A 16,770-nucleotide genomic window follows, 5' to 3' on the forward strand; every position below is an offset into this window, starting at 1 on the left:
GGTTACTCTGATCTGGAACGGGAAATTGCGGCCGTTGTCAGCCGGTTACGACTGCCGCACGTAATGGCTCGCTGAGATCTGCAGCATCGGCAGTTCGTGCGGCACGAAGTCCGGCCCACGCACCGCACTCGGGATTTCGTCGGACATCGGCTGGCGTCCTTCCGGGCGGCGTGTCGGGTCAGCGATCGGAACGGTCGATAGCAGCTTGCGGGTATAGGGGTGCTGCGGGTTGCCGAATACCGAGCGGCGATCGCCGATCTCGACGATCTCGCCGAGATACATGACGGCGACGCGGTGGGCGATGCGTTCGACCACGGCCATATCGTGGCTGATGAACAGCAGGGCGATCTGCATTTCGCGCTGCAGGTCCATCAAGAGATTGATGACCTGCGCCTGGATCGTCACGTCGAGCGAGGCGACGGCCTCGTCGGCGACGATGAGACGCGGGTTGAGCGCGAGCGCGCGGGCGATACAGATGCGCTGGCGCTGGCCGCCGGAAAACGCATGCGGATAGCGCTCGAGGTGCTCGGGCGAAAGCTCGACCTTAGCCAGAAGCTCGGCGGCACGGGCGCGCATGACCTCCGTCGAGCCCAGCTTGTGAACCCGCATCGGATCCATCAGCGACTGCTCGATCGTCATGCGCGGGTTGAGCGAGGAGAAAGGATCCTGGAAGACCATCTGGGCTTCGCGGCGAAATCTCGCGAGGACGGGGCGCGGCGCGCCGATCAGCTCGGTTCCATCGAAGCGGATAGAGCCCGACCGTGGTCGATCGAGCTGCATGATCGAGCGGGCAACCGTCGACTTGCCGCAACCGGATTCACCGACCAGCGCCAGGGTTTCGCCCGGAAAGATATCGAAGGTGACGTTCTCCACCGCATGCACCCGGCCGGAGACGTGGCCGAACAGCCCCGCCTTCAGGTCGAAGCGCGTGACCAGGTTGCGCACCGAGACGAGAGGGCGCCGGGCGTCCGTCATTTGCGCAGACGCGTTCATTCTGTCGCCTCCGCGAGTTGCTGCTCCGGTTCAAACACCAGCAGCGGGAATTTTTCCGGCGCATCCTTGTCGGCCATGCTGCCGAGGCGTGGCACGCCGGAAATCAGGGCGCGTGTATAAGCATGCTTCGGTTTGGCGAAAATGTCGTAGACCGAGCCGGTTTCGACGATTTCGCCCTTGAGCATGACGCAGACGCGGTCGGCGACTTCGGCGACGACGCCCATGTCGTGGGTGATGAACAGCACTGACATACCGATTTCGCGCTGCAGGGCACGAACGAGATCGAGGATCTGCGCCTGAATGGTCACGTCGAGCGCGGTCGTCGGCTCGTCGAGGATCATCAGCGATGGGCGGCAGGCAAGGGCAATCGCGATCATGACGCGCTGGCGCATGCCGCCGGAAAGCTGGTGCGGATATTGGTCGAGCCGGCGCTCCGCATCGGGCACGCGGACCAGTTTGAGGGTGTTGAGCGCGATCTGGCGCGCTTCCTCCGGCGTCTTGCCCTGGTGATGGATCACCGCCTCGGCGATCTGGTCGCCGACGGTAAAGACCGGGTTTAGGCTCGACATCGGATCCTGGAACACGATCGAGATGTCCGCGCCGCGAAGAGCTTCGACGCGCTTTTCCGAGAGCTTGGCGAGGTCGGCGACCGTGCCGTCCTTCAATCGCATCAGCACTCGCCCGCCGGTGATGGTCGCACCGTCATACTCGGTCAGCCGCATGATCGTCATCGCCGTGACCGATTTTCCGGACCCGGATTCGCCGACCAGCGCGACGGTCTCGCCGCGCGCTATGCGAAAGGAGACGCCGCGTACCGCGCGCAGCTCGGCGCGGGTGTGGGCGGCGAAACAGACTTCAAGGTCTTCCACAGAAAGGATGACATCCTCGGGCAGTTCAGGTGTTGCGGATTTGGACAGGGACATCAGCACATGGACCCGATTGCGAGGGGACGTTGCGTCCTCAGGTCTCGCAACGAGGTTGCATCCTGTCAATATGGTTGAATGGCAGGGTCGTCCCGGTTAGGCGGACCGCCACGGCCTGTGCGCTGCACCACGACCTTCCGCCTAGGCCACAAAACCGAGTGAAATCAATGTGTCACGAATGTGGCAGGCGAAACTATGCGTTTTGTGCATTGAGCCGCCTGTCTTCGCATAGGCGGCGATCCGCTGCCTTTGGGCGCCACGACGCTCTAGGCGGCGTCGATATCGACATCGAAGCCACTTTTGTACTGCGGCAGCGCCGCGCACTGCTTGAGATGCTGCCACAACCCATCGCTGTCAGGACTGCCGGGACCGGCGCGCCTGAAGATCCGGATTTCCATTTCGAGTGACATCTGTGGCCCGCCGATCTGGGCAAGGCGGCCCTGCCGCATCGCTTCCGCCACGCAGATCTGCGGCAGCCAGGCGACACCGCGCCCGGCGACGGCCATGTGCTTCAGGCCGTCGGCGAGACCCGACTGGTAGACGGTGCTGAGATTGAGCGGGCGACGCCAGCGCGACTGGATCAAGGTCGCCAGCTTGCCGATGTAGCCGTCGCTCCAGGAATAGGCGAGGTAGGGGATTTCCGTGCTTTCCGGCACGTCGATGTCGAACAGCGGGCGGCCATTTTCGTCGGTTCCCGACACCAGGATGAGCCGGTCCTTGCCGATCTGCAGGGATTCGAACGGGCCGCCTTCCAGTACCGGCGGGCCATCGGGATGCACATAGGTGATGGCAAAATCGCACTGGCCCGAGCAAAGGTGATCGATGCTTTCAAGGAAGTCGGCGGCATGCATGCTGGTGCGAAGGGGCAAGCGCGAGATCAGCGGCGAGCCGATCCATTTCGGGAAGAAATACATCGCCAGCGTATGCAGCGAAGTAAACGTCAGCATGGCCGAGCTCTCGCCGGCGACATTGCGACAATCGGTGCGCAGCCGGTAGGCCTCGCGCACGAGGCGTTGGCAGCCCGGCAGGAACATCGTGCCGGCCCGCGTCAATTGCACGGGATAGGTGCTGCGGTCGATGAGATCGGCGCCGATCCAGTTCTCAAGCGATTTGATGCGCCGACTAAAGGCGGGCTGGGAAATGTTGCGTGCAGTCGCCGCCGTCGAGAAATTCCTTGTCGCGGCAATTTCCAGAAAATCTTCAAGCCATTGCAGTTCCATGCTGGCCCTCATGCGTGTTTTGCATAGTCTATCCTAATTACACATTGGACAGACGTGCAAGGGCTCTTCTAGCCTCCCCCATAACGAGAAGAAAAACTTCCGCCTCCACCAAATGGGAACAACGATGAAACGCAACTTAGCCCTAGCCCTCTGCCTGGGGCTCGGCATCGCGGCTGCGCCCGCTATGGCCGAGACCAAGAACCCCGGCACTTTCATCTTCATGTGGACCGACGACATCCAGTCGTTCGACCCGGCCTATATCGCCAACACGCCGAGCTCCTACGGCTCGCTCAATATCTACAGCCGTCTATTGAACTTCAACGGCTCGAAGATTTCAGAGTTCGTGCCGTCACTCTCGACCGAGGTTCCGTCGCTTGAAAACGGCCTCATCAAGCAAGGCAATGACGGTTCGGTCAGCTACACCTTCCCGATCCGCAAGGGCGTTTTCGCCCACAAGGTCGGGACGAAGGGCGCCGACGGCAAAGTCACCTGGGAATATTACGACAAGCTGACCGACGCACAGAAGGCGACGATCGAGCCGGGTTACGGCCAGATCACGCCGGAGGACGTGCGCTATTCGCTGTTGCGCGCCATCCTTCAGGGGCAGTCGTGGATGTCGAACGCGATCACGGAGGTGATCACCGCCGGCAAATACACCGACATCGCCAAGTGGGTTGAGACAGAAGGCGAAGTCAAATCCATCAACGACGCCAGCCCCGAGGTCCTGCGCAAGGTCTATGACCAGCTCGCATCGCAGATCGTCGTCGATGGCGACAACGTCACGCTCAAGCTGCCCAAGTCGTTTCCGGCAACGCTTGGCGTGATCGCGCTGCCTTTCGGCACCTCGGTCCTTGACAAGGAATGGGTTGCCTCGGTCGGCGGCTGGGATGGCTCGGGCGACACCTGGAAGGCCCATTACCGTCCGGAACTCGGCGCCAATCCCCTGTTCGCCGAAGAAAACGGCACCGGCCCCTTCATGCTCGAGGAATGGGATCGCACCGACCGGCGCATAACGCTGAAGCGCTTCGACAATTACTTCATGGGGCCTGCCAAGCTCGAGCGCGTGGTGATGCGCACCGTTCCGGAATGGACGACGCGGCGCCTGCAGCTTCTGTCCGGTGACGCCGATTTCGTGACCGCACCGGTCGAGTTCATCGACGAACTCAGCAAGACCGAGGGCGTCAAGGTCATCGACGGCCTGCAGAAGGTGTTTTCGCGCGGGGTCTTCTTTGCATGGCCGCTCGACGACAACGACAATCCGGCGATCGGTAGCGGTAAGCTCGACGGTGCGGGCATCCCGCCGGATTTCTTCGCCGACATCGACGTGCGCAAGGGCTTCAACTATGCCCAGAACTACGACGCGCTGCTGAACCAGGTGCTGCTCGGCAAGACCGTGCAGTCGCGCGGGCCGACGGTGCGCGGCATCATGGGCTACCGCCCGGACTCGCCTGTTTACAGCTACGATCCCGCCAAGGCCGAGGAGCACTTTAAGAAGGCGTTTGGCGGCAAGCTGTGGGACACGGGCTTTACCTTCACGGCCTACGTGACCGAAGGCTATCCGCAGCTGACTGCGGCGCTCTCGGCGTTGCAGCAGGGCCTGTCGCGCATCAATCCGAAGTTCAAGATGCAGATCCAGGCGCTGCCATGGGCATCTGTTTCGGACAAGCTCAACAACCGCGAAAAGCCGGCGGCACCCTTGACGGTAATGGGCTGGGGTCCTGACTATTCCGACCCGGGTGGCCCGCTCGGCGCTGCCAGCTACTACCTCTCGCCCACGGGTCTCGTCGGCGGCATGGTCGGCCAGGGTTACCGCGACCTGATGGCCGAGAAATTCAAGCCGCTGCTCGACGAAGCCTGGGCCTCGGTCGATCCCGCCGTGCGCGAGCCGATCTACGCCAAGCTGCAGGAAATGTCCTACGAATACGCCACCACCCAGTTCCTCTGGGAGGACTTCGGCTACGTCGTCACCCGCAGCAATATCGATGGCTATGTCGACAACATGATCCTCTACGGCGCCTGGGACTTCTACCCGGTCACCAAGGCCAACGACTGATTGGCGAGTGCGGGTCGGGGGGGAAACCCCCCCCCCCCCCCCCCCCCCCCCCGCACCTGTTTCATCTTCCCTGAAATCGGAACGTGTGAACCGTGCTGAACTATGCACTCAGACGACTGATGATGCTGCCGATCGTCCTCTTCGCACTGTCGTTGATGATCTTCGCGCTGCAGATGTCGCTTTCGCCGACCCAGAGATTGGCGGCCTACGCGCCGTCACCCGACTATCTCAAGGGTGGTCAGGAGAGCATCCGCAGGATGATCGAGCAGTATGGGCTCAATGATCCCTCCTACATCCAGTATGGTCGCTGGATCGGCGGTGTGCTCAGTGGCAATCTCGGCTGGTCGGAAACCGCGCGTCAGCCGGTGTCCACGGCGCTGATGTCGTTGTTTCCAGCGACGCTGGAACTGGTGGTGCTCGCCTTCGTTCCCTGCCTGCTGCTCGCCGTCTTCCTCGGTTCGCGCGCCGGCATCTATCTCAACCGCTGGCCGGACCACGTCATCCGCATCTTCACCATTCTCGGCTGGTCTTTCCCGGTCTACGTCTTCGGCCTGCTGATGCTGTTGATCTTCTATTCGGCGCTCGACTGGTTCCCGCCCGGCCGGCTCAGCCAATGGGCACAGACCGTGGTTAGCTCCAGCGACTTCGTGCGCTACACCGGCGCCAACACCATCGACGCGCTGCTCAACGGCAATCTGGCAATCTTCGGCGACGCGCTTCGCCACCTTGCGGCACCCGTCATCACGCTGACCTACGTCAACGTCGCCAGCATGACGCGGGTCATGCGCACCTCGATGCTGGAAACCCTGCGCCAGGATTATGTGCGCACTGCCCGCGCCAAGGGTCTGCCGCGCCGTGTGGTCGAACTGCACCATGCCCGGCGCAATGCGCTTCTGCCGCTTGCGACCATCGCCGGCATGGAGCTGGCCGTCATGATGGGTGGTGTCGTCATCACCGAGACCATCTTCGACTATGCCGGGCTCGGCCAGTTCGCCGCCAAGACCGCCGCCAATCTCGATTTTCCCGCCGTTCTCGGCTTCGGCCTCTATTTTGCGGTCGTCCTGGTGCTGATGAACCTGATCGTCGACCTCATCTATCCGTTGCTCGATCCGAGGGTGAAGACGCAATGAAGTTTCTTCGTTACCTCGCAAGAAATCCGGTGTCCCTGTTCGGCGTCGTGATCCTCACCGCCTTCGTGCTGATCGCCGTTTTCGCGTCGGTCCTGGCGCCGCCGCAAAGCTTCCAGCTTTCCCCCTACGACACGCCGCGCGCCGGCTTCCTGGCAACGCCGCAGCCACCGTCGCCGGAGGCCGTTTTCGGCACCACGCAGGGCCAGTACGACATCTTCTACGGTGTCGTTTGGGGCACGCGCACGGCATTCAAGATCGGGCTCGGGGTCGTCGCGATCTCGGTGCTGATCGGCACGGTCGTCGGTGCAGTCGCCGCCTATTACGGCGGGGTCGTCGAGGAAGTGCTGATGCGCATCGTCGACGTGTTCATGGCAGTGCCCTTCCTGATCGCGGCGATGGTGCTGACGGCGCTGCTCGGCAAGGGCATCGCGCCGATCACGATCGCGCTGACGACATTCGGCTGGATGAGTTATGCCCGCATCGTGCGAAGCGAGATCCTGAGGATCCGTGAGATGGATTACATCCACGCGGCGAGGAGCTACGGCGCCAGCGACCTCAGGCTGATCGTGCTGCATATCCTGCCGAATGCCATGTTCCCGGTGCTGGTTCTGGCGACGATGGCGACCGGCTCCATGGTGCTGTCGGCCTCGGCGCTCAGCTTCCTCGGTGTCGGTACCGAAGAAGGCTACGCCGACTGGGGGCAGTTCATCGCCTATTCGCGCAACTGGATCGTCGGCCAGCCCGGCAACCCCTTCCAGTTCTGGTACACGCTTGCCTTCCCCGGCGCTGCCGTCTTCCTTTTCGTGCTGTCGTGGAACCTGGTCGGCGATGCGCTGCGCGACATGCTCGACCCCCGTCACGCCCATTGAGACCCAATGCCTTTAAGGTCCCCCAATCCCTTTAAGATCAAAGGAGCATTTTCCATGTCCTCTCTGTCTGCTGCTGCCATCGAGCTTTTCGAGGATCTGATCCGATACGAGGTCGAGGACAAGGCGATCCCGTCGATCTCCTACGCCCTCGTTGATCGAGATGGCGTGCTCGCCGAAGGCCATGTCCAGCGTCACGACCGCCATTTCGACATGGGCAAGGACACCTGCTTCCGCATCGGCTCGATCACCAAGACCTTCACCTCGCTGGCAATCATGCAACTGGCCGAAAAGGGCCTGGTCGATATCGATGTCGACGTGTCGACCTATCTGCCGGGGTTCAAGCCGGAGAACCCGTTTGCCGGCGCTGAAGGCGGGCCACACGGTTCGGTCATCAGCCTGCGCAAGCTGATGACCCATACGGCCGGTCTCGTGCGCGAGCCGAAGAGCGGCCACTATCTCGACGCCACCCGGCCGCCGCTCGAAGATACCGTCAACGAGCTCGCGAGCTCGATCCTGAAGCAAGATCCGAGCCTTGGGGTGATGCACTATTCCAATGCCGGCATCGCTGTCGTCGGCCGGGTGATCGAGACGGTGACCGGCCAGAGCTATTCCGACTATGTCGCCGCCAATATCCTGAAGCCGCTCGGCATGGACAACTCCTCCTGCGGCATGGCGCCCGGCATTCGCGAGCGGCTCGCGCCTGCCGACATGTGGACGCTCGACGGCGACACGCCGGCCCCGGTCTTCAGCCTCGGCGGATCTCCGGCCGGCAACATCTTTTCCACCACCGGCGACATGGCACGCTACGCCCAATGCCTGCTTCGTGGCGGCTTCGACGCAGAGGGCAATTCCATCATCTCGCCAGCCTCGCTGCGCGAAATGTGGACGCCGTTCGGCAAGCGTCCGGCCGGCCACGACAAGACGCTCAACGGTTATGGCCTGTGCTTCGGTTCCGGCGACGTCGATGGCTGGACCTCTGTCGGTCATGGCGGTGCCGTCTACGGCTATGCCTCGCAGATGATGCTGCTGCCGGCCGCCGGCGTCGGGGTGCTGATCTTCGCTACCCTTGATTTCGCCAACCAGATCGCCTCGCGGCTCGGCGTCGACGGCGTGCGCATCGTCCTTGCCGAGCGCAAGATGGGCAAGATGCCGGAGCGGACACAGCGTCCTCCGGAGATCTCCGAAGCTCAGTTCAAGACCCTGCCGGGCTGCTACCGGGACGACGCCACGCAGGAGATCGTCGAGGTCAAGTCCAAGGACGGCAAGATCTATCTGATGGGCGAGGGCGTGCCGCACCGGATCCGTCCGGTTGCCGGCAACGACTTTGTCATCGACGGCCGTATCTACGGCCGCGGCGCGGACTACGCCCACATGAACCTCTCGTTTCCCGAAGCCGGCAAACTCGTTTGGAAGGATGCGAAGTGGACACGCATCGAGGCGCCTGAGGACGAAACCGTGCCCGACGCGATCGCGCCACATCTCGGCGAATACGGGCCGGATTTCAACGTCACCTACCTGACCTACAGCCATGGCGGGATGAAATGCCTGATCGAGTACTTCTGCACCCACACTTGCGAGCCGGTCGAGGATGGCCGCTTCCGCATGCATGGACGGCTTTACGAAGACGAGATCCTCGAGCTCGACGCCGTCGACGACAACGGCAAGCGCGGCATTCGCGTCGGGCCGATGTTCCTGGAGCGGCGCAGCCCGTCCCAGGCGGAAGCGGCGTGAGCCGGACCATGGCCGCTCCGATCAAGATGGAGTCACCCCTGGGCGCCCGCATGTTCATCGGCGGGCGCGAGGTCGACTACTATTGCGGCACGTCCTACTTCTGCCTGCACGGCCACCCCGAAGTGATCGAGGCGGCCTGCGACGCCACCAGGCAGTACGGCATGGGCCCGGGCACGCTCGCCCATATGCAGGTCTATGCCGACCTGCAGGGGCGTCTGCGCGACTGGTTCGGAGCCGAGGAGGTCGTCTACATGATCTCCGGCTACACCAGCCCGATGGTGCTGCTGCAGGGCTTGCGCGACGATTTCGACGTGATCCTGATGGATTCGGCGACGCACTACAGCACCCGCGACGCAATCCCGACGCTCGGCAAGCGGATCCATGAATTTCGCCATGTCGACCCGGACGATCTGGCCGCGCAATTGTCGCAGCATGTGAAACCGGGCGAGCGGCCGGCGGTTCTGACGGATGGCGTTTTTCCGTCCTCGGGCAAGTTGGCACCGCTTATCGACTACCGGCAAGCGATGGCCTCCTATGATGGCGCATTGCTCTGCATCGACGATTCCCACGGCGTTGGCGTCCTTGGCGAGACCGGCCGCGGATCGCTGCAACATGCGGGGCTCGAAGGCGAGGGCAACTATCTTGCCGGTACGATGAGCAAGGCATTCGGTGCGCTTGGCGGCATCGTCCCTGGTGGCGCGGATCTTGCCGCGAAGATCGCGGGCAATGCCATGATCATGCGCGGTGCCTCGCCGGCGCCTCCGGGTCTTGCGGCCGCCGCCGCAGCATCGTTGCGGGTTCTGCAAACGACGCCGGAAAAGCGTGCCAATCTCGTCCGCAACGTCAAGCACATGCGCAGCGGGCTGCGGGCACTGGGTTTCGAAGTCGCCGACACGCCAGTGCCGATCGTCACCATCAAGGGCGTCACCGACCTCGAGCAATTGCGCGATCATCTTGCGGAGCGCGACATCATCGTCAGGGTGCAGCAGCCCGGCGGCTATTCCGATGCATCAGACGTCTCGACCATGCGGCTTGCGGTGTTTTCCGAGCACACGCCTCACCAGATCGACCGGCTCCTACGGTCGATGGCCGAGCTTCTTTAAACCTGAGAGGCAGCGCCGCGGCCGATGGTGGGTTCGGCGAGAGTTCGGCCGTCTACCGACCGTGTGTTGACGGAGCGCGGACGTCTGTACGTGAGGGGTGAATACATAAGTAATTGAATATTAGGCGGGGCGCTACCCGCATGAATTCTCCGGCGGCCAGCGCCAGCGCATCGGCATCGCCCGCGCGCTGATCCTCGAGCCCGAGATCGTCGTGCTCGACGAGCCGGTCTCTGCCCTCGACGTATCGATCCGCGCACAGATCATCAACCTGCTGCTCGACCTTCAGGAAAAGCTCAGCCTCTCCTATCTGATGATCAGCCATGATCTTAGCGTGGTCGAGCATATGAGCGATCGGGTGCTGGTCATGTATTTCGGCGAGATCGTGGAAGAGGGCGGCTGGCGCGAGATTTTCGAAGCGCCCACCCATCCCTATACGCGACGGTTGATCGCGGCCATTCCCGATCCGGATGCGGCCCTGAATCCGGCGGCCAGGCAGGATCTCTACGCCACCATGCCGCAACTCGTCGGCCGCAGCTTCGTTTCCGACGGCAGCACCGCGCCGGATGTCTTTACGGCACCGGCGCGATCCGAGCTTATCGAGATCGGCGGAAACCATAGGGTCCGGATGGCTTTGGCCTAGCCAGTGGGTCACGTTCGGAGATAGATGTGGTGTCGGTATGAAAACGACTGCCTGCGCGGTCCGGACGGGATAAATATACGTAGAATTTCTAGATTCTGGATGAACCAATGGACCGCATGCCGAAGATCGCCGTGATCATGGATGAGAACACCAGTTCAGGTGGCGGACGCTATGATACCTCGAAGAATTACTTCTCTGCGATCCGCCGCGCCGGCGCTTTTGCCTTCGGCATCCCGTACATTCATGATCTGGTTGACCAGGTCGTCGAGGAGTTCGATGGGTTCCTGAGCGTCGGCGGCCGTATCAATTTTCCGAAAGGCTGGTACGTCGATGGAGACCAATCCCAATATCCGCCATCTGATCGTCTTGCTGTCGATATGGCGTTGATGGAAGGGTTCCTTGCGCGTAACAAACCTGTGCTTGGCATCTGCAATGGCATGCAAATGCTTGGGTGTCTCAACGGCTGCCGGATGGTCTCGGATGTCCATTCGGCGTGGCCGGAAGCCCTCAATCATGACCAGGCAAATGTGTCGCATGACGTGCGCATCGTCGCCGGCACCAGAATGGCTGAAATCTTCGGCGCCGACACATTCGCTGTGAACACGTTTCATCGAGAGGCGATTGTGGAGGTATCCGGCGCCGTGACCGTCACGGCCCGAGCATCCGATGGAGTCGTCGAAGCGATAGAGATCGGCTCGCAGTCTTTTGCCATGGGGCTGCAATGGCACCCGGAATTGCTGGACGCCGAAAGCCATCCGGGCGCTCGCGTATTTGACGCGTTTGTGGAGGTTGCAAGCCGTCGATCCCGTTAAGCGGGCAAAACGACATTGCATCGCGAGGGTAGGCTTCTGTTGGCGCGCTCAATTATTGTGGCCGCTGTAGCGTAGCAGTTCCGGAACACGCAGAGCCAAGATCGCAAGTGAAATGGCCAACTGCGTCCCACTGATCAGCGCCACATTGGCAATGCCGATGATTTCTGCCGCCGAGCCGAGCAGCAGGCTCGAAACCGGCATCACGCCGATGGTCAATTCCTGAATGCCCATCACGCGTCCCTGCACGTGCGGTTCGGTCATCATGAGCATGAGCGTGGTCTGCAGGATGCCGAACGGTGACGCCGACAGTCCGATGAGCCCCATGAGAGCGAACGACAGAGGCACCGAGGACGACAGAGCGAAAGTCGCCCATAGTCCGCCCCAGATGGCCGTGCCAATCAGGAAAAGGCCGCCCTTGTAGCGGAAGTCTCCGAGACTGGCGATGACGAGAGCCCCAGCCAGGCTGCCGGTGCCGGCGCATGCCAATAGCAGGCCGAGCCCCTGTGGCGTCAGGTCCAGATGTTCCCTAGCGATAACCGGCATGAAGCCCTGGTAGATCGGCCACAGCAGAATATTGGCCAAGAACGTGACGCCCAGGACAGACCGGAGGAGGACGTTCCCGGAGATGGTGCGAAAGCCTGACGCGACAAGGCTCACAAAGCCTTCTTCTCGATCTGGTTGCCGGCCGCTCTTCAGGTTCCTCATCGGCCAGAGCGCTACGAACGAAACGAGATACCAGCCGGCGGTGATCGCTAGCGCCGATGCAGCTCCGAATGCCACGATCATCGTTCCTCCAAGCGCCGGCCCGATCATCTGCGTCATGCTCAGGACAAGCGAGTTCAGAGCATTCGCGTTGCTGAGCTTCTCGCGATCGACGAGGTCGGCGACCAGCGCGAAACGTGCCGGCTGGGATGGGGATTGCGCCAGGCCAATGCAGAAGCCCCCAAAGACCAGGCCCCAGAAGGATATTTTGTCCAGGGCTACGAGAAGCGCAATCACGCTGAGGACGGCAAAGGCCCAGCCGGACGCAGCCAAAAGCAGTTTGGGCCGGTCGAAGCGGTCCGAGATCACGCCTGCGAGGGGACCAAGCATCATCGGCCCCAGCCTTGCCGCGGTGAAGAGGGCGACGGAAAACTCCGAGCGGGTGGTCTCAAACACCAGCCAGCCGAGCACGAGCGTCTGCGTCCAGAGGCCCCCGAAGAAGAAAAGGTTGGATATCCAGAGCCTTCGATACCCTGGATAAAGGAGAAAAGATGACGCGATCCTGGCCAGGAAACCGACGCGAAGCGCGCATGTGGAGGAGCGCTCGCCTGGGATCGTGTCGGAACGGGCTGCGCTGTCCAGTTCTTGCGTCATCACATTGCACCTTTCCAGGCGGCTGTTCGCCCCTCGGGCTAGCCGCCTTTCGAGAGGCAGCTGCTCGTTGCGGCGTCTGGGGTACCAATGCGATGTTCGCCGCTGCCGCATTGCGCAATTCGCGACCGGAGAGCGCGACATGGCCTCGCCTATAGGGATGTTTTCGGCTGTTCGGAAATTAAGAAAACCGATGGAAACCATTGCGTTAGCGAATGGACCGGGGTGCGAGATGCAGGAACCGATTTTTCCGTTCCAAACGCGACGATCCTTCATGAACTCGTCGGGCGCATACCTGGCGCGCTCCAGGGCTTCTAGGGTAGGTTCGGATGGAGGCTGGCCATCGTTTCGCAGCGAAGCCTGACTTTTCCCTTTGCATGCAGATTGTATACAAGATAATAAATGCAACGCATTCAATCTTGGTGTGAGGCGTGATCTGGACCGCCTGGTGATCGCATGGTGCGGCGATCCGCCGTCATCCTCGCCGAAATCGGCTCAAGCACATTTTTGGGGGACGAATGAACCGCTATCCCATGTTCAATCCCCAGCTGTTGCTGAGCTTTGTGGCCATTTGCGAAAGCAACAGCTTCACCCGCGCAGCCGAGCGGGTGAACCTTTCCCAATCGACAGTCAGTCAGCAAATTCGCCGACTTGAGGAAATGCTCGGGAAGGCGCTTTTCGAACGCTCGTCACATCAGGTGCAGCTGACGGAGGAAGGCGTCAAGTTGCTGAGCTATGCGCGCCGCATCATCGCGCTGAACGAAGAGGCGCATGACGCCTTGGCGGGCCCATGGCGCGACGGCGTGCTTCGCTTGGGAATGCCCGAGGATTTCATGGTGCCGACGGCCGATCTGCTGGCGGCTTTCAATAGCCAGCATCCGCACTTGCGGCTGGACGTGACGAGCGGTCTCAGCGCCGATCTGCAACTCGCCTATCGGGACGGGGAGCTCGACCTTATTCTCGTCAAACAGCGCCGCAAGCAACAGCCGCGCGCGGCAAGGCCGGAACCGTTGCTGTGGCTGGACAGCCTCGTGCGTCCGGCGATCGAGCAGGTGCCGGTGCCCTTGGCTGTGTTCCCACTGAACGGCCTCTACCGCGACGAATTATGTCAGGCGCTCGACACTCTCGGCATCCGCTGGCGCATCAGCTACAGCAGCGCCAGTCTCGCAGCGCTTGCCGCCGCCTCGGCTGCCGGGCTTGGTGTCAGTCTGCTGCCTGCGAGTTGCCGTCTGCCTTCCCACCGCGTGCTGGGCGCTGCCGAGCGTCTGCCGTCCGTCGATGACTTTGAACTGGCGCTGTTTTACCGCGACGATGCTAGCCCTGCAGCACTGGCCTTGGCGGAACGCCTCATCGAGTATTGTGACCTGCGGAGGTAGCGACAGAGGGGAGGCGTCCACCCCTTCGTTATTCACAATCGCTGCGTGATCGCCCGCTTGCATTGGCAAATCGAATAGCCAGCATTGGTAAATGTCGCTGCCATGCGGTGGCGCCGTTCGGTAGATTGGCGGCCCTAACCCAATCCATGATGAGGCAACGCAACAATGTTGGAACAGATGCTACCGCAAAGCCGCAGAACCTTTCTCAGCCGGACCGGGGCGCTGACCACGGCGTGCGCTGTCGCCGGGTTGTCTGGCGGAGCGGTTCGCGAGGCATCGGCCAGCGCGGGTAAGAGCGCCGGCGAGACGAACACCAAGACGCTCGCGGATCGCCACTACATCCTGACCGGCGTGCGATTGGAGGAGGGGTTTGAGTATGACGGCGATGTCGTCGTCGCCACACGGACTGCGCTCTACGCGTTGGAGATCAAGGACGGCGCGATTGTCGCCTTGCACGCGGAGAATGCGAACCTGCCCGAAGGTGTGCCGCGCTATCAGGCGCACGGGCAACTGTTGCTGCCGACGATGCGCGATATGCACATCCATCTCGATAAGACGTTTTATGGTGGCCCGTGGCAGGCGCCGCGCCCGCGTCAGGGCAAAACCATCATGGATATGATCGCGCTTGAGGAGAAGCTGCTTCCTCAGTTGCTGCCGACCTCGCGAGAGCGCGCCGAGGGCCTGATCGCGCTGCTGCAGTCCAAGGGAAGCACCGTCGCACGCAGCCATTGCAACATCGACCCGGTCAGCGGCCTCAAAAGCCTTGAGCACCTGCAGCAGGCGTTGGAAAACCATCGTGATGATTTCGTGTGTGAAATCGTGGCTTTCCCCCAACACGGCCTGCTTCACTCCAAGGTCGATGGCCTGATGCGTGAAGCCATGCAGATGGGCGTTCAGTATGTCGGCGGCCTGGATCCGACGAATGTCGACGGCGCCATGGAAAAGTCACTCGACGCCATGTTCCAGATCGCGCTGGATACCGGCAAGGGTGTGGACATTCATCTGCATGAAACGAGCCCCGCCGGCGTGGCGGCGGTCAACTACATGATCGATACGGTCGAGAAGAATCTCGCTCTGCGCGGCAAAGTCACGATCAGCCACGCCTTCGCACTGACGACACTTGCTCCGGAGGTGCTGGAGGAGACGGCGTCGCGCCTGGCGGAACAGAAGATCTCGATTGCCTCGACGGTGCCGATCGGTGGACTGATGATGCCCTTGCCGCAGTTGGCGCAGAAGGGGGTCTTCGTCATGACCGGAACCGATAGCGTCATCGATCACTGGTCGCCGTTCGGCAGCGGGGACATGTTGGAAAAGGCGTATCTCTATGCGCAGCTTTATCGTGGGTCGGACGAGTTCCGTCTCTCACGGTCCATGTCTATCGCCACCGGTGGCATCTTGCCCCTCGACGACAAGGGCAAGCGCGCGTGGCCAAACGTCGGCGATGAGGCCTCATTCACGCTCGTCGGGGCGAGTTGCTCTGCAGAGGCGGTGGCCCGCGTGCCCGCCAGGACTGCGACCTTCCATAAGGGGCGTCTCGTGTCGGGTGGGGTTGGCGAAGCCTGATAGAGCTCAGGGTTTGCCTGGACTGCACCGACGTTCGTCATCACGAGCCGGCAGTCTGCCTCGTGCCGAACGTCGAAGTGTTACAAGGTCGGTAGCGCGGGTGTCCAAGAAATGGCTCCCGCCCCGACTGTCGCACTAGGCTCTCGGTTACCTTCCGGGAGTGCCGCGTTTCGCCTAGGCAAGGCCTTCCGCGACAGCGTAGGCGGACAGCACTTCCTTGATGTTTCTGTCTCCGTCGGTCGGAAGCAAAGCCCGGGTCGTCACCGAATCGAGGTGATGCGCCATGAGGGCTGCCGCCTCGTCGGTTTTGCCGGCAATCAATTTGTCCAGAAGCTCCTGGTGCTCCGATACGGCGCATTCCGAAGAATGCGGTCGGCCATAGAGTGCTAGGATCAGGGAACTGCGGGCGACCAGTTCGTTCACGTAGCGGATGAGGCTGGCGTTGTTCGTCATCTGTGCAAGGAGTGTATGGAATTCGCCCGCCAGACGGATCGACGGAGCACGCTCCTTCTTCGCCGCTTCCTCGGCAGCGATATGAGACGAAAGAATGCCGATTTGTTCGCTCGTCAATTTTCCAGAAAGCGTCTCCACCACCAGCCGCTCCAGCGCCATTCGGGTCAGGAACAGATTGCGTCCTTCCTCAAGGGTCGGCCGCGCGACCACGGCGCCCCTGTTCGGCCGCAACTCCACTAGCCCTTCCTCGCTGAGGCGAACCAGCGCCTCGCGCACCAGGGTCCGGCTGACACCCAACCTTTCGCCGATCGAATCTTCCGGCAGCTTCGATCCTGGAGACAGCGCCTGATCAAGGATTGCGCGTTTCAGGACGCGATGAACGGCCTGAGCGCGGCCGCCGCCGCCTTCGCTCTCTTTCTTTGCCATACTGGTCACTCCAAGCCGTAGCAATTGTCTCCTCGAATTGCATACAAAACGGCGAGATGTCTAGTGATTTGGCATCGACCCTCGGCAACAGCGGTGGGCGCAAAACGAAAAGGCTCGTCGCCAGG

The 16,770-nt window shown here is 61.9% G+C and carries 12 protein-coding genes and 1 pseudogene; 9 read left to right on the forward strand and 4 right to left on the reverse strand.

Features of this window, described 5'->3' with window-relative positions:
• Positions 1–45: 45 nt before the first annotated feature.
• Positions 46–1,916 (reverse strand): annotated as a pseudogene (locus tag AC3WWH_RS12685) (ABC transporter ATP-binding protein).
• A 266-nt stretch (positions 1,917–2,182) separates the two neighbouring features.
• A complete protein-coding gene (locus AC3WWH_RS12690) occupies positions 2,183–3,136 on the reverse strand; it encodes a LysR family transcriptional regulator (protein ID WP_057249844.1) in 954 nt (317 codons plus the stop codon).
• Positions 3,137–3,260: 124 nt separating this feature from the next.
• Here AC3WWH_RS12690 and AC3WWH_RS12695 point away from each other — a divergent pair, with 124 nt between their 5' ends.
• The 7 genes from AC3WWH_RS12695 (at position 3,261) to AC3WWH_RS12725 (ending at position 11,474) form a co-directional block, all read left to right on the forward strand.
• Positions 3,261–5,189 (forward strand): ABC transporter substrate-binding protein, encoded by a 1,929-nt coding sequence (locus AC3WWH_RS12695; protein WP_058321918.1) that lies wholly within the window; start codon positions 3,261–3,263, stop codon positions 5,187–5,189.
• 92 nt (positions 5,190–5,281) lie between these two features.
• A complete protein-coding gene (locus AC3WWH_RS12700; RefSeq protein WP_245299097.1) occupies positions 5,282–6,319 on the forward strand; it encodes an ABC transporter permease in 1,038 nt (345 codons plus the stop codon).
• Entirely contained in the window at positions 6,316–7,188 is an 873-nt protein-coding gene (locus tag AC3WWH_RS12705) for an ABC transporter permease (RefSeq protein ID WP_058321917.1), read from the forward strand. Before AC3WWH_RS12700 ends, AC3WWH_RS12705 begins: the two co-directional genes overlap by 4 nt.
• A gap of 54 nt (positions 7,189–7,242) precedes the next feature.
• The gene (locus AC3WWH_RS12710; protein WP_058321916.1) at positions 7,243–8,919 is read left to right on the forward strand and encodes a serine hydrolase domain-containing protein; all 1,677 of its coding nucleotides are present in this window, start codon (positions 7,243–7,245) and stop codon (positions 8,917–8,919) included.
• Positions 8,920–8,927: 8 nt separating this feature from the next.
• A complete protein-coding gene (locus AC3WWH_RS12715) occupies positions 8,928–10,022 on the forward strand; it encodes an aminotransferase class I/II-fold pyridoxal phosphate-dependent enzyme (protein ID WP_058321915.1) in 1,095 nt (364 codons plus the stop codon).
• Positions 10,023–10,233: 211 nt separating this feature from the next.
• A complete protein-coding gene (locus AC3WWH_RS12720) occupies positions 10,234–10,662 on the forward strand; it encodes an ABC transporter ATP-binding protein (protein WP_373419850.1) in 429 nt (142 codons plus the stop codon).
• A gap of 107 nt (positions 10,663–10,769) precedes the next feature.
• Positions 10,770–11,474, forward strand: coding sequence for a gamma-glutamyl-gamma-aminobutyrate hydrolase family protein (locus AC3WWH_RS12725; protein ID WP_113399289.1), 705 nt, complete (start codon positions 10,770–10,772; stop codon positions 11,472–11,474).
• A 48-nt stretch (positions 11,475–11,522) separates the two neighbouring features.
• Here AC3WWH_RS12725 and AC3WWH_RS12730 read toward each other — a convergent pair whose 3' ends face one another.
• Positions 11,523–13,235, reverse strand: coding sequence for an MFS transporter (locus tag AC3WWH_RS12730; protein ID WP_492376991.1), 1,713 nt, complete (start codon positions 13,233–13,235; stop codon positions 11,523–11,525).
• A 110-nt stretch (positions 13,236–13,345) separates the two neighbouring features.
• Between AC3WWH_RS12730 and AC3WWH_RS12735 the strand changes: the two genes are divergently transcribed.
• Both AC3WWH_RS12735 and AC3WWH_RS12740 read left to right on the forward strand, forming a co-directional pair.
• Entirely contained in the window at positions 13,346–14,203 is an 858-nt protein-coding gene (locus AC3WWH_RS12735; RefSeq protein ID WP_058321912.1) for a LysR family transcriptional regulator, read from the forward strand.
• Positions 14,204–14,368: 165 nt separating this feature from the next.
• On the forward strand, positions 14,369–15,766 hold the full coding sequence (locus AC3WWH_RS12740) for an amidohydrolase family protein (protein WP_197417296.1): 1,398 nt from the start codon (positions 14,369–14,371) through the stop codon (positions 15,764–15,766).
• Positions 15,767–15,940: 174 nt separating this feature from the next.
• Here AC3WWH_RS12740 and AC3WWH_RS12745 read toward each other — a convergent pair whose 3' ends face one another.
• The gene (locus AC3WWH_RS12745; RefSeq protein ID WP_057249807.1) at positions 15,941–16,645 is read right to left on the reverse strand and encodes a GntR family transcriptional regulator; all 705 of its coding nucleotides are present in this window, start codon (positions 16,643–16,645) and stop codon (positions 15,941–15,943) included.
• Positions 16,646–16,770: the final 125 nt, after the last annotated feature.

It is taken from the genome of Ensifer sp. EB106-03-01-XG145, from assembly GCF_058792075.1.

What these genes read in the sequence shown, in the direction of transcription:
- AC3WWH_RS12690 (WP_057249844.1), bottom strand. Translation starts at nt 3,136, where the DNA reads ATGGAACTGCAATGGCTTGAAGATTTTCTGGAAATTGCCGCGACAAGG.
- AC3WWH_RS12695 (WP_058321918.1), top strand. Translation starts at nt 3,261, where the DNA reads ATGAAACGCAACTTAGCCCTAGCCCTCTGCCTGGGGCTCGGCATCGCG.
- AC3WWH_RS12705 (WP_058321917.1), top strand. Translation starts at nt 6,316, where the DNA reads ATGAAGTTTCTTCGTTACCTCGCAAGAAATCCGGTGTCCCTGTTCGGC.
- AC3WWH_RS12710 (WP_058321916.1), top strand. Translation starts at nt 7,243, where the DNA reads ATGTCCTCTCTGTCTGCTGCTGCCATCGAGCTTTTCGAGGATCTGATC.
- AC3WWH_RS12715 (WP_058321915.1), top strand. Translation starts at nt 8,928, where the DNA reads ATGGCCGCTCCGATCAAGATGGAGTCACCCCTGGGCGCCCGCATGTTC.
- AC3WWH_RS12725 (WP_113399289.1), top strand. Translation starts at nt 10,770, where the DNA reads ATGGACCGCATGCCGAAGATCGCCGTGATCATGGATGAGAACACCAGT.
- AC3WWH_RS12735 (WP_058321912.1), top strand. Translation starts at nt 13,346, where the DNA reads ATGAACCGCTATCCCATGTTCAATCCCCAGCTGTTGCTGAGCTTTGTG.
- AC3WWH_RS12740 (WP_197417296.1), top strand. Translation starts at nt 14,369, where the DNA reads ATGTTGGAACAGATGCTACCGCAAAGCCGCAGAACCTTTCTCAGCCGG.
- AC3WWH_RS12745 (WP_057249807.1), bottom strand. Translation starts at nt 16,645, where the DNA reads ATGGCAAAGAAAGAGAGCGAAGGCGGCGGCGGCCGCGCTCAGGCCGTT.